At 45.3% G+C, this 12,666-nt stretch carries 13 protein-coding genes; 12 read left to right on the top strand and 1 reads right to left on the bottom strand.

All coding sequences use genetic code 11. The features are described from left to right. Positions 1-134 precede the first annotated feature (134 nt). The 11 genes from lptE (at position 135) to lipA (ending at position 9,941) form a co-directional block, all read left to right on the top strand. The gene (gene lptE, locus F7Y48_RS03895) at positions 135-674 is read left to right on the top strand and encodes an LPS assembly lipoprotein LptE (RefSeq protein ID WP_005373019.1); all 540 of its coding nucleotides are present in this window, start codon (positions 135-137) and stop codon (positions 672-674) included. A gap of 5 nt (positions 675-679) precedes the next feature. Beyond that, entirely contained in the window at positions 680-1,699 is a 1,020-nt protein-coding gene (gene holA, locus F7Y48_RS03900) for a DNA polymerase III subunit delta (RefSeq protein ID WP_109169987.1), read from the top strand. A gap of 88 nt (positions 1,700-1,787) precedes the next feature. Then, entirely contained in the window at positions 1,788-2,105 is a 318-nt protein-coding gene (gene rsfS, locus F7Y48_RS03905) for a ribosome silencing factor (protein WP_005373015.1), read from the top strand. Between the two features lie 4 nt (positions 2,106-2,109). After that, positions 2,110-2,580 (top strand): 23S rRNA (pseudouridine(1915)-N(3))-methyltransferase RlmH, encoded by a 471-nt coding sequence (gene rlmH, locus F7Y48_RS03910; RefSeq protein WP_017821762.1) that lies wholly within the window; start codon positions 2,110-2,112, stop codon positions 2,578-2,580. 29 nt (positions 2,581-2,609) lie between these two features. After that, the gene (mrdA, locus tag F7Y48_RS03915) at positions 2,610-4,526 is read left to right on the top strand and encodes a penicillin-binding protein 2 (RefSeq protein ID WP_012842067.1); all 1,917 of its coding nucleotides are present in this window, start codon (positions 2,610-2,612) and stop codon (positions 4,524-4,526) included. Further along, on the top strand, positions 4,526-5,647 hold the full coding sequence (gene rodA / locus F7Y48_RS03920; RefSeq protein WP_005391317.1) for a rod shape-determining protein RodA: 1,122 nt from the start codon (positions 4,526-4,528) through the stop codon (positions 5,645-5,647). The genes mrdA and rodA overlap by 1 nt, the downstream gene beginning before the upstream one ends. A gap of 2 nt (positions 5,648-5,649) precedes the next feature. Continuing rightward, complete coding sequence (locus F7Y48_RS03925) at positions 5,650-6,453, top strand: septal ring lytic transglycosylase RlpA family protein (protein ID WP_046874297.1); 804 nt, start codon at positions 5,650-5,652, stop codon at positions 6,451-6,453. A 90-nt stretch (positions 6,454-6,543) separates the two neighbouring features. After that, positions 6,544-7,722, top strand: a complete 1,179-nt coding sequence (locus F7Y48_RS03930) for a serine hydrolase (RefSeq protein WP_012842069.1) — start codon at positions 6,544-6,546, stop codon at positions 7,720-7,722. A 139-nt stretch (positions 7,723-7,861) separates the two neighbouring features. Further along, positions 7,862-8,140 (top strand): DUF493 family protein YbeD, encoded by a 279-nt coding sequence (ybeD, locus tag F7Y48_RS03935; protein ID WP_005384135.1) that lies wholly within the window; start codon positions 7,862-7,864, stop codon positions 8,138-8,140. 176 nt (positions 8,141-8,316) lie between these two features. Further along, entirely contained in the window at positions 8,317-8,979 is a 663-nt protein-coding gene (lipB, locus tag F7Y48_RS03940; protein WP_005391320.1) for a lipoyl(octanoyl) transferase LipB, read from the top strand. Continuing rightward, positions 8,976-9,941 carry a lipoyl synthase gene (gene lipA, locus F7Y48_RS03945; RefSeq protein WP_005391329.1) on the top strand — a complete coding sequence of 322 codons (966 nt, stop codon included), beginning with the start codon at positions 8,976-8,978 and terminating at the stop codon, positions 9,939-9,941. The genes lipB and lipA overlap by 4 nt, the downstream gene beginning before the upstream one ends. A 447-nt stretch (positions 9,942-10,388) precedes the next feature. Here lipA and glyA read toward each other — a convergent pair whose 3' ends face one another. Further along, positions 10,389-11,639, bottom strand: a complete 1,251-nt coding sequence (gene glyA / locus F7Y48_RS03950; protein ID WP_005391333.1) for a serine hydroxymethyltransferase — start codon at positions 11,637-11,639, stop codon at positions 10,389-10,391. Positions 11,640-11,986: 347 nt separating this feature from the next. On the opposite strand from glyA, the gene F7Y48_RS03955 reads away from it, so the two are divergent. Next, positions 11,987-12,589 (top strand): YitT family protein, encoded by a 603-nt coding sequence (locus F7Y48_RS03955; RefSeq protein WP_029803292.1) that lies wholly within the window; start codon positions 11,987-11,989, stop codon positions 12,587-12,589. Positions 12,590-12,666 lie beyond the last annotated feature (77 nt).

Consider the following 12,666-nt stretch of genomic DNA (forward strand, 5'->3'; position numbering starts at 1 on the left):
CTCTGTTTAGCGAACTTATTTGTTAACCAAGAGTCATTAAACAGGGTAGTTCGCTACCCTGTTTATTTACCTCAAACCATTCACATGAGTGGTTTAAGGTAAATAACCCCTTCAATTTAGGATGAATACAATCAATGCGCTTTTTCTCTTTGATTAAACTACCAGTGGTATTGGTATTAGCGGGGCTTCTTTCTGCCTGTGGTTTTCACCTTCGCGGCGAGTATTCCGTACCGGAAGAGCTGCACACTATGTCTTTCTCCAGCTACGATGAATACAGTGAATTAACTCGCTATGTTCGCTCTCAACTCGAACTGAACAAAGTTGAACTTGTTCAACCATCATCGACTGTACCCAACCTTCATTTGACGGAAGCGACTATCGATGAGCGTACACTGTCTCTGTATCAAAATAGCCGTGCAGCAGAAAAAGAGCTGACATACGTAGTAAAATACCGTGTGACGATTCCTGGCTATGGCTCTAAAAACTTTACGACAACAGTAAACCGCAACTACCTAGACAACCCGTTGACGGCACTTGCAAAATCTGTTGAACGTGACGTAATTGAAGACGAGATGCGCTTGCAAGCTGCAAAACAGATGATGCGCCAGTTGGGCCGTATTCGTGCCGAATATGAAGCAGGACAAATCTCTGAGCCAGCGAACACAAACTCTTAATCACTATGCGAATTTATGCCGATAAATTAACGGATCATTTAACTAAACACGTTAAACAAGTTTACCTAATCTTTGGTAATGAGCCGTTACTGATTCAAGAGAGCCGCCAAGCAATCCAAAAGGCAGCGTTTCAACAAGGTTTTGAGGAAAAACACCGTTTTGCGGTAGACGCAAGCATCGACTGGAATCAAGTTTACGATTGCTTCCAAGCGATGAGCCTGTTCTCAAACCGTCAATTGATCGAGCTTGAAATTCCAGAGAGTGGCGTGACAACCGCCGTCAGCAAAGAGCTGCAAACACTGTGTGATATGCTGCATGATGACATCATGCTCGTCATTGTTGGTAGCAAACTGACCAAAGCCCAAGAAAATGCGAAATGGTTCAAAGCATTAAGCTCAAAAGGCGACTGGGTAAGCTGTTTGTCGCCAGATCTACAACGCTTACCTATGTTCATTCAGGCACGTTGCTGCACGTTGGGCCTAAAACCCGATCAACAATCACTGCAAATGTTGGCTCAATGGCATGAAGGTAACCTGTTTGCATTGTCACAAAGCTTAGAGAAATTGGCCCTACTCTACCCGGATGGTGAGCTGACCATCATACGTTTAGAGGAAGCCCTAAGTCGCCATAATCACTTTACTACGTTTAACTGGATCGACGCCTTACTGGCAGGTAAAGCAAACCGTGCACAACGTATTCTTCGCCAACTTGAGGCGGAAGGGGTCGAGACCGTGATCTTGATTCGAAGTGTACAAAAAGAGTTGAGCCAACTTTTAAATATGCATCAAGACTTAACTCAAATGGGAATGAACCAGGTATTTGAGAAATATCGAGTTTGGCAAAACAAGCGTCCACTCTATAACGCAGCACTGACCCGCTTATCGGCGAGTCGTATTTGTGCATTGCTCTCCTTGTTGGCTCAAGCAGAGATAAAAGCCAAAACTCAATATGACGAGTCTGTATGGCCAACTATTCATCAGTTGAGCTTAGAAACCTGCTCTCCTGATATTAAGCTGGCAATTTAAAAATCAAAGCGTGATATAGTGCGCGATCTGTTTTGCAAGCAAGAATGTAAAACACTGTAGAGATAAGAGACAAACCGAGGAAAACCGAGTGCTTCGCGAAGAACTGAAAGACTTTTTAGCTGATAAAGCCGACGACATGAAAGCGGAAGACATTATCGTCCTAAATGTGGAAGATAAATCAAGCGTGACAGATTACATGATCATCTGTACTGGCACATCCAAACGCCACGTTTCATCCATCGCTGACCACGTTGCAACAGAAGTGAAAAAAGCCGGTCTTGAGCCACTAGGAATGGAAGGTGAAAACGAAGGTGAATGGGTAGTCCTAGATATGGGCGACGCCATGCTTCACGTGATGCAAGAAGAGCACCGCGAACTCTACCAGCTAGAAAAACTCTGGGGTTAATCTTTTGAAAATTCAACTAATTGCTGTTGGCACAAAAATGCCAAAATGGGTTGAGGAAGGCTTTCAAGAATATCGTCGCCGTTTCCCACATGATATGCCATTGGAGTTGATTGAAATCTCTGCTGGCAAACGTGGAAAAAATGCCGATATCGCTCGTATCCTGCAAAAAGAAGGGGAAGCGATGCTCGCTGCGGTACCAAAAGGCAACCGTATCGTCACGTTAGATATCCCAGGTAAAAAATGGGACACTCCTCAACTCGCTGAGCAGTTAGAAGCTTGGAAATTAGATGGCCGTGATGTATCAATCTTAATCGGCGGTCCTGAAGGACTCGCTCCTGCATGCAAAGCTGCAGCAGACCAAAGCTGGTCATTGTCTGCCTTAACGCTACCCCACCCTTTAGTGCGTATCGTAATGGCAGAAAGCTTATACCGAGCGTGGAGCATCACCGCGAACCATCCTTACCACCGCGAATAATCGTTGTTTAACTTTAGAGCCAAGCGTTAATGATTCGTAAGCGCCGCAGTCAAATCCGAGATTATCAAGCCGAAGCGCGTCTGTTTGCCAGCCGCGCTATTGTCGCTTTTATCGGCATTGTTCTCTTGATGGGAGCTCTGGTCGCCAATATGTACAACATTCAGGTGAACCAGTTTCAAGATTATCAAACCCGCTCGAACGATAACCGTATCAAAGTGGTTCCTATCGCGCCCAACCGAGGTCTGATTTATGACCGAAATGGTGTTTTACTGGCAGAGAACCGTCCCGTCTTTAACTTAGAACTGACTCCAGAAAAAATTAAAGACATTGATGCAACCATCCAAGAACTACAAACCATTCTGGAAATTACCCCAGATCAGATTGAACGTTTCCACCAAGAGCGTAAACGGACTCGTCGATTTAAGTCAGTCCCACTGCTTACCCAACTGAACGAAAAACAAGTAGCGGTATTCTCCGTCAATCAGTACCGCTTTCCTGGTGTAGAAATAAGTGCGACCTTAAAGCGCTATTACCCTTTCAGCGAAGTATTAACCCACGTGATTGGTTACGTTTCTCGAATCAATGATCGCGACATGCAGCGCCTGATCCGAGAAGAAAAAGACGCAAACTATCAAGCCACTCGCGACATTGGTAAGCTGGGTATCGAAAAATACTACGAAGACCTCTTACACGGTACGGCCGGATATCAAGAAGTCGAAGTAAACAGCCGCGGCCGAGTAATTCGTACGTTAAAGTACGTTCCACCTGTACCCGGAAAAGACATCGTTTTAAACCTTGATATCAACTTGCAGCTGTACGTACACCAATTATTGGATGGCCGCAGAGGCAGTGCTGTAGTGATCGATCCTAGAGACAACGGCGTACTGGCTATGGTTTCAAGTCCTAGCTACGATCCTAACTCGTTCGTGCACGGAATCTCAGGTAAAGACTATCGCGCCCTTTTGAACGATAAAAACCGTCCCTTGGTCAACCGAACCACACTTGGCATTTATCCACCCGCGTCTACCATCAAACCATTTATGGCGGTAGCCGCGCTACAAGAAGGTGTCGTCACACCGAACACTACGCGAAATGATCCAGGTTATTGGCGCATACCAAACTCCAACACTCGCCCATTCCGTGACTGGTTGCGTTGGGGACACGGACGCGTCGATATCATTAAGTCGATCGAAGAGTCTGTTGATACCTTCTACTATCAAATCGCTTATGACATGGGTATTGACCGTATTTCGAATTGGATGATGATGTTCGGTTTTGGTGATTACACTGGCATCGATATCTACGAAGAAAGTAAGGCGAATATGCCGACTCGTGACTGGAAAATGTCTCGCCATAAAACCCCGTGGTACAAAGGCGATACGATCCCTGTGGGTATCGGCCAAGGTTATTGGACAGCAACACCAATGCAAATCGCCAAAGCGACCTCCGTATTAGTAAATGAGGGAGAAGTTATCGCACCTCACTTGCTCAAAGCGACGATAGAGAACGGCAACGACTTCGAAGAACAACAAACAACAGAATACGTGACTTACCCGCCAATCAAGAATGTACCGAAAAAGTACTGGGATATGGCGAAAGAAGGCATGCGTCGGGTAAACCATGGCACGCGCGGAACAGCTCGCCGCTCATTCTACAAAATGAGTTATCAAACAGCGGGTAAATCAGGTACTGCACAGGTCTTCGGTCTGGGTGAAAACGAAGAGTACAACGCCGATGAGATCGCCGAGCACTTACGTGACCATGCGTTATTTACTGGCTTTGCACCATTTGATGATCCAAAAGTGGTCGTCACTGTAGTACTAGAAAACGCCGGCGGTGGTTCTAGCAACGGTGCCCCAGTAGTAAGGAAAATTTTTGACCGAGTCGTTCTAGGCCCAGAAGAAATTGAGCCTGATAACAATGCGAAGAAAGAGGTAAAACAGTAATGAAGATGGATCCCTCTACAGGTAAAAATCGCGCCCTGTTTGAACGCTTCCATATCGACTTACCACTCCTACTTGGCATATTGGCCCTGATGGGGTTTGGCCTAGTGATCATGTACAGCGCCAGTGGCCAAAGTTTACTGATGATGGATCGCCAAGCTATGCGAATGGTGCTTTCACTCGTTGTGATGATCGTTCTTGCGCAGCTTTCTCCACGAACCTACGAGAGCCTAGCACCTTTGATGTTCGTCGGCGGCGTCATACTGCTCTTTGGCGTGCTGTTTTTCGGTGAAGCATCTAAAGGCGCACAACGTTGGCTTAACCTCGGTTTTGTGCGCTTTCAACCTTCCGAGTTATTGAAGCTCGCGGTGCCATTAATGGTGGCACGCTATGTTGGTCGACAGCCCCTTCCGCCAACGCTAAAAACACTCATCGTTGCACTGATTATGGTCTGCTTGCCAACCATCCTCATTGCAAAACAGCCTGACTTAGGGACCTCTATTCTAATCGCCGCTTCCGGTATTTTTGTTATCTTCCTCGCGGGCATTAGTTGGAAAATCATCGCTGGTGCTGCGATTGCACTGGGTGGTTTCATTCCGATTTTGTGGTTTTTCTTGATGCGTGAGTATCAAAAAGTACGAGTTCGTACTCTGTTTAATCCAGAGTCTGACCCGCTAGGTGCGGGCTACCACATTATTCAGAGTAAAATTGCGATTGGCTCCGGTGGTATTTCCGGCAAAGGCTGGTTGCAAGGCACTCAATCACAACTGGAATTTCTTCCTGAACGACACACTGACTTTATCTTTGCAGTAATTGCTGAAGAATGGGGTATGATTGGCTTCCTTTGCCTTTTAGCCATCTATCTATTTATTATTGGACGAGGTTTATACCTCGCCAGCCAAGCGCAAACCGCATTTGGACGAATGATGGCAGGCAGTATTGTACTCAGCTTCTTCGTGTATATTTTTGTAAATATTGGCATGGTAAGTGGCATCCTACCTGTAGTAGGTGTACCGTTGCCACTCATTAGTTATGGCGGCACATCAATGGTAACCTTGATGGCTGGCTTTGGTATTCTGATGTCAATTCATACGCACCGAAAAGCATTCTCTAAGGCGACCTAGACATGCAAAAACGCGCTTTATATTCCTTGGTTTTCTCTGCTCTTATTTTGGCAGGCTGTTCATCAACTAGCCAAAAAGAACAAGAAGGCCGTTACGAACTCGAATCCGATGTTGCACCGGATACACCGCTTTCAGTCGAACACATCGAGGATGCGCACCCTAAATATGAACCGTACAGCCTAGGTGGGAACAAAGATTACCACTTGCGTGGCAAAGACTACAAAATAGTTCGCGATGCCAAAGGCTTTAAAGAAAAAGGCCGCGCATCTTGGTATGGGAAGAAGTTCCAAGGTCATTTGACTTCTAATGGCGAAATCTATGACATGTACTCAATGACAGCGGCTCATAAAACGCTACCGTTACCGAGTTACGTAAAAGTCACCAACACTGACAACGGCAAAACTACCGTAGTACGAGTTAATGACCGAGGTCCGTTTCACGATGGCCGTATTATCGATTTAAGCTATGCCGCAGCACATAAGTTAGATGTGATAAAAACAGGTACAGCGAACGTGGAAATTGAAGTAATCAGTATCAATCAGCCCACGGATAAAAAATCTTTAGAAGCGCACCCTAAGTACGTTATTCAGGTGGCATCATCAAAAAATGAAGAACGCGCACGAACTTTAGGGACAGAGCTTGGTCAAAAACTGGATACAGAAACTTTCCTAGAAAATGCGAAAGAGTCTTATCGCTTGTTGTTAGGGCCATTTACTGACTATTCCCTGACGCAAGCCACTCTAGATAAAGTAAAGTTGCTCGGCTATTCGTCTGCATTTATTAAAAAACACAACACTGCCAAATGACCTAGTGTCATGAATTTCTCCTCGATCCCCTCTTACATAGCTGGGGATTCTGATAAGATGTCCGCAGTTAACCCAAAAATTTGAATTACCATGAATAAAAATAAGTTTGTGAAATCTATTCTCGTTTCTTCGGTTGCCCTTTCTGCAACTTTCGCTCAATCTGCTCTTGCATCACCTATCGTTGTTCCAGATGCCCCTCAAATCGCTGCGAAGGGCTACGTACTGATGGATTACCATTCAGGTAAAGTACTGGCAGAGAAAGAGATGAACACAAAATTGTCTCCAGCTAGTCTGACTAAGATGATGACCAGCTACGTAATCGGCCAAGAACTAGCGCGTGGTAATATCTCAGAAGATGACGATGTCACCATCAGTAAAAATGCATGGGCGAAAAACTTCCCTGAATCATCAAAAATGTTCATTGAAGTGGGCACAACTGTAAAAGTACGTGACCTAAACCGCGGTATCATCGTCCAATCTGGTAACGATGCCTGTGTAGCGATGGCTGAACACATTGCAGGCTCAGAAGATGCGTTTGTTGACCTAATGAACGCTTGGGCCAACACACTAGGTATGACGAACTCGCACTTTGCCAACGTTCATGGTCTAGATAACGCCGAGCTGTACTCGACACCATACGACATGGCATTGCTAGGTAAAGCCCTGATCCGTGACGTACCAAATGAGTACCGCGTGTACTCAGAGAAGAAATTCACTTACAACGGCATCACCCAATACAACCGTAACGGTCTACTTTGGGATAAGAGCATGAACGTTGACGGCATCAAAACGGGTCACACAAGTAATGCAGGTTACAGCCTAGTAAGTTCAGCAACTGAAGGTCAAATGCGTTTGGTTGCAGTCGTAATGGGCACGAAAGATGCCAATGCTCGTAAGTCAGAAAGCAAAAAGCTACTAAGCTACGGCTTCCGTTTCTTCGAAACAGTAGCGCCGCACAAAGCGGGTGAAACGTTTGTAGAAGAAAAAGTGTGGATGGGCAACAAAGACACTGTAGCGTTGGGCCTTGACCAAGACACTTACGTAACACTACCACGTGGTGAAGCGAAAAACCTAAAAGCCAGCTTCGTCCTTGAAAAAGAGCTAGAAGCCCCAATTAATAAAGGTGATGTAGTTGGTAAGCTATACTATCAGATCGATGGTGAAGATATTGCCGAATACCCACTAATGGCACTAGAAACCGTAGAGCAAGGTAGTCTATTTAGCCGCATGTGGGATTACATCGTATTGTTATTCAAGAGCTTCTTCTAAGAAGAACGTTAGAGTAGCAAACTTATTCGCAAAGCCGCCTGAAAGGGCGGCTTTTTAAGTTTGAGATCCTCGTCTTGAGTTCCCCCTAATTTGACTGTACTATTTCGCACCGCAACGAATATCTACTGGAGTTATCGATATGCTAACCATCAACTCTGATGCAAAATTAAAAGACCTGCTTGAGTTCCCTTGTTCATTTACTTACAAGGTAATGGGTCATGCAAAGCCTGAACTTCCAGAGCTTGTTCTTGAAGTTATTCAGCGCCATGCTCCAGGTGACTACAGCCCGACCGTTAAACCAAGTGCTAAGGGCAACTACCACTCGGTATCAATCAACATCACTGCGACGTCTATCGAGCAAGTTGAGACGCTATACAAAGAGTTAGGTGAAATTGACATCGTGCGCATGGTTCTATAATTTTTTGATAGATTAAATTTTTTTTGAAAGCAGCTTCGGCTGCTTTCTTTTTATTTATCAACTAGATAACAAAACTTTACATCGCTTTCAGTTAAAAATCTGTTACTCAGCGGTAGAGCATCAGGGTTATCCGGTTTATAATCCAAAAACTTTATATATTAGCAACAGGAATTCCCATGCAACACCAACTTGTTGTAAAACGACTTGGCCGCCAAGACTATGAGCCTGTATGGAAGGCGATGCATGAGTTCACCGACCAACGCACAGAAGAAACCCCTGATGAAGTCTGGTTGGTAGAACATAACCCAGTATTTACGCAAGGTCAGGCAGGTAAAGCTGAGCACCTTATTAACACTGGTGACATTCCTGTTGTACAAAGTGATCGCGGAGGCCAGGTTACGTATCATGGCCCTGGTCAGTTGGTCGCCTATTTCTTGATCAACTTACGCCGCAAAAAATTAGGTGTACGAGATCTCGTTACCACTATCGAGAACCTCGTGATCAACACGCTAAAAGCATACAATATCGATTCGGCCGCGCGACCTGACGCACCAGGCGTTTACGTTGACGGTAAAAAAATATGCTCTCTCGGTTTACGCATTCGTAAAGGATGCTCGTTTCATGGCTTAGCCTTGAACGTAAATATGGATTTAACACCGTTTCTGCGTATTAACCCTTGTGGTTATGAAGGTATGGAAATGGTTCAGGTCAGCCAATTTGGCGGCCCAGACAATGTAGAAGCCGTAGAAAAACAATTAATAGAAGAACTCGTTACTTTGCTCGACTATGAGCAAGTAGAATTCAGCACAGAAGCACCTTCTCAAGGTAATAAAGCATGAGCAAACCAATCCAGATGGAAAAAGGCGTTAAATATCGTGACGCCGATAAAATGGCATTGATTCCCGTAAAGAACATGCCTACAGAGCAGAAAGAAGTGCTACGTAAGCCTGATTGGATGAAGATCAAGCTACCAGCCGACAGCCAACGAATTCAAGACATCAAGGCGGCGATGCGCAAGAATAAACTTCACTCCGTATGTGAAGAAGCATCTTGCCCTAACCTAGCGGAATGTTTTAACCACGGTACAGCTACCTTCATGATCCTAGGTGCCATTTGTACTCGTCGTTGTCCTTTCTGTGACGTTGCTCATGGCCGCCCATTACCACCGGAAGCAGAAGAGCCTCAAAAACTGGCGAAAACCATCGCCGATATGAAGCTGAAATACGTAGTAATCACTTCTGTAGACCGTGACGATCTGCGTGATGGTGGTGCACAGCACTTTGCCGATTGTAACCGCGAGATCCGTGCGTTGAACCCTCATATTAAGATTGAAACTCTGGTTCCTGACTTCCGTGGTCGTATGGACGTAGCGCTTGATCTAATGAAAGATAACCCGCCAGATGTCTTCAACCACAACCTAGAAACAGCGCCACGTCTTTACCGTAAAGCTCGCCCAGGTGCAAACTACAAGTGGTCGCTGGAGCTTCTTAAGAAGTTCAAAGAGCAGCATCCAGATGTACCGACCAAATCTGGTTTGATGATGGGTCTTGGTGAAACCAAAGAAGAAATCATCGAAGTACTGAAAGATCTACGCGCACACGGCGTAACGATGCTGACTCTAGGTCAGTACTTAGCGCCAAGCCGTCACCACTTGCCAGTAGAGCGTTACGTTCCGCCATCAGAGTTTGACGAGCTAAAAGAAGTTGCACTAGAGCTTGGCTTCACGCACGCAGCGTGTGGTCCATTTGTTCGCTCTTCTTACCATGCCGATATGCAGGCTCAAGGTATCGAGATTAAATAAGCTCTCGCTTGTTTTGAAAAGAAAGGTTGGCTCAGTGCCAACCTTTTTTGTATCTGGCAAATGATGATAAAAAGCCATTCTACCACCGTCATTCTGAACAGCGAGGAACGAGCGTGATTCAGAATCAGTTTTCAGAGTACTGATGATTTTTAGGGAAACTCTGAGTAAAAGAGTGTGCCTCAACAAGATTCCTGATCTCGCCTAGGCTCGTCGGAATGACGTGGTTTGAATATATTGAAAAGAGACAGTGTTGGTAGCCATCCCCTTATCACACACTCTTCGCTATATCTCATTCCAAACGCCAGACAAACAAAAAGGCCCTCAATTGAGGACCTTTAGTGTATCAATGTTCAAAATAGACGAGTCGAGTTCTAGGAGAACACACGGAGTTTGCGCGAGCAAGTGAGTATGTTCGACACCGAAATTGACTCATTCTATGAAGAACAGTTAGGCGTAAACCGGTAGACGCTTACAAATTTCGAGCACTTTCTGTTTAGTCGCTTCGATAACTTCTTCGTTGCCGATGTTATCTAGAACGTCACACATCCAGTTTGCTAGCTCTTTTGCGTCTTCTTCAGTGAAGCCACGGCGAGTGATCGCTGGCGTACCAACACGGATACCAGACGTTACGAATGGGCTGCGTGGGTCATTTGGTACTGAGTTTTTGTTCACTGTGATGTTTGCTGCACCTAGTGCCGCGTCTGCGTCTTTACCAGTGATGTCTTTGTCGATCAGGTCCACAAGGAACAAATGGTTTTCTGTGCCGTTAGATACGATTTTGTAGCCACGCTCTTGGAATTGACCAACCATTGCTTTTGCGTTTTTCACTACGCGAGCTTGGTAAGCTTTGAACTCTGGCTCCATCGCTTCTTTGAACGCTACTGCTTTACCAGCGATAACGTGCATTAGAGGGCCACCTTGACCACCAGGGAACACTGCTGAGTTCAATTTCTTGTACATATCTTCGCCAGCATTTGACAAGATAAGACCACCGCGAGGACCAGCTAGTGTTTTGTGCGTCGTTGTTGTTACCACGTGAGCGTGTGGAACAGGTGTTGGGTATTCGCCTGCTGCGATAAGACCCGCTACGTGCGCCATATCAACGAAAAGGTAAGCATCTACTTTGTCCGCGATTTCACGCATGCGCTTCCAATCAACGATTTGCGAGTAAGCAGAGAAACCACCGATGATCATCTTAGGCTTGTGCTCAAGCGCTAGCTGTTCCATCTCGTCGTAGTTAATTTGACCCGCTTCATCGATACCGTAAGGGATAACGTTGTAGTGCTTACCAGAGAAGTTAACTGGAGAACCGTGAGTCAGGTGACCACCGTGCGCTAGGCTCATGCCTAGAACTGTATCGCCTGGGTTAAGAAGCGCCATGTAAACTGCGCTGTTTGCTTGAGAACCTGAGTGAGGCTGTACGTTCGCGTATTCACAACCGAACAGTTTGCATGCACGGTCGATAGCAAGTTGTTCCGCTTTATCTACGTACTCACAACCGCCGTAGTAACGCTTGCCTGGGTAGCCTTCAGCGTATTTGTTCGTTAGCTGAGAACCTTGCGCTTCCATTACACGTGGGCTTGTGTAGTTTTCAGAAGCGATAAGTTCAATGTGTTCTTCCTGGCGAAGAGTTTCTTCCTGGATAGCTGCGAACAGTTCCGCATCGTAATCTGCGATGTTCATATCACGCTTAAGCATCTGTATCTCCTGACTCAGATTAGTACTGAAAGTTGCAAAAAAACTGTTGAATGACCCTACGCAAACGTTTTCGTCACCCTAATGGCGCGCATTCTACATAATTTGATCTGGGTCATAAAGAGAAATTTACAATTTTTCTCATGCAGTTTTTTCATGATGGCAAGCAATCTGTATCACGCCCGCATTGCAATTGCATAACGACGATCTATTGCCTGTCAATTTTGTGCTTTACACCCTGTAAAACAGCAATTACATAGGTTTACCGTAAATTTTACCCTCTAGCTACCGAAAAGATCATCTTTTTACTACTATGCACGCCTTATTTATCACTAATGACTGCAACATTGATGGAAAAACACTCATTAAAAGAAGACTGGATAGCGATTTTCACGGGTACCTTTTTGGTAGCTCAAGGCGTTTTCTTTCTCCAATCCGCAAACCTCCTAACAGGGGGGACGACAGGATTGGCTCTGCTTATTAGCCAATTTACACCTTTTACGTTTGGTGTGCTGTACTTTTTAGCAAACAGTCCTTTTTACTTGCTAGCATGGAAACGCTTCGGCCGTCATTTCGCCATTAATAGTGCCATTTCTGGCGCTTTGGTTTCTATCTTTGCCGATCATCTTTATTTGCTAATCTCGCTCGAATCGGTAAATGAAGTTTATTGTGCCGTCGCAGGTGGGCTTTTAATGGGACTCGGTATGCTGATCTTGTTCCGACATCGCTCCAGCTTAGGTGGCTTTAACGTGCTGTGTTTATTTATTCAGGACAAATTTGGCATTTCAGTTGGCAAAAGCCAAATGGCAATCGATGCGTGCATCCTGTTTGCGTCATTCTTCTTTGTCACTCCAGAAGTAATTGGTCTTTCGATTTTGGGCGCGTTTGCACTGAATGTCGTGTTAGCGATGAACCATAAGCCTCATCGCTATTCCGTGACCTACGGTTCATAAACTTTTGATGATAATTGGAGCGCAATTTATAAGATTTCGCGCTCCAATCGCTATATAATATTTCGCCATTTCCAAAT

Source organism: Vibrio sp. 2-1-2a, assembly GCF_032648565.1.
Taxonomy (GTDB): Bacteria; Pseudomonadota; Gammaproteobacteria; order Enterobacterales; family Vibrionaceae; genus Vibrio; species Vibrio diabolicus.

Coding starts and splice junctions, on each gene's coding strand:
- F7Y48_RS03925 (WP_046874297.1), top strand. CDS start 5,650: ATGCAAAAACGCGCTTTATATTCCTTGGTTTTCTCTGCTCTTATTTTG.
- holA (WP_109169987.1), top strand. CDS start 680: ATGCGAATTTATGCCGATAAATTAACGGATCATTTAACTAAACACGTT.
- ybeD (WP_005384135.1), top strand. CDS start 7,862: ATGCTAACCATCAACTCTGATGCAAAATTAAAAGACCTGCTTGAGTTC.
- lipB (WP_005391320.1), top strand. CDS start 8,317: ATGCAACACCAACTTGTTGTAAAACGACTTGGCCGCCAAGACTATGAG.
- glyA (WP_005391333.1), bottom strand. CDS start 11,639: ATGCTTAAGCGTGATATGAACATCGCAGATTACGATGCGGAACTGTTC.
- F7Y48_RS03930 (WP_012842069.1), top strand. CDS start 6,544: ATGAATAAAAATAAGTTTGTGAAATCTATTCTCGTTTCTTCGGTTGCC.
- F7Y48_RS03955 (WP_029803292.1), top strand. CDS start 11,987: ATGGAAAAACACTCATTAAAAGAAGACTGGATAGCGATTTTCACGGGT.
- mrdA (WP_012842067.1), top strand. CDS start 2,610: ATGATTCGTAAGCGCCGCAGTCAAATCCGAGATTATCAAGCCGAAGCG.
- rodA (WP_005391317.1), top strand. CDS start 4,526: ATGAAGATGGATCCCTCTACAGGTAAAAATCGCGCCCTGTTTGAACGC.
- lptE (WP_005373019.1), top strand. CDS start 135: ATGCGCTTTTTCTCTTTGATTAAACTACCAGTGGTATTGGTATTAGCG.
- lipA (WP_005391329.1), top strand. CDS start 8,976: ATGAGCAAACCAATCCAGATGGAAAAAGGCGTTAAATATCGTGACGCC.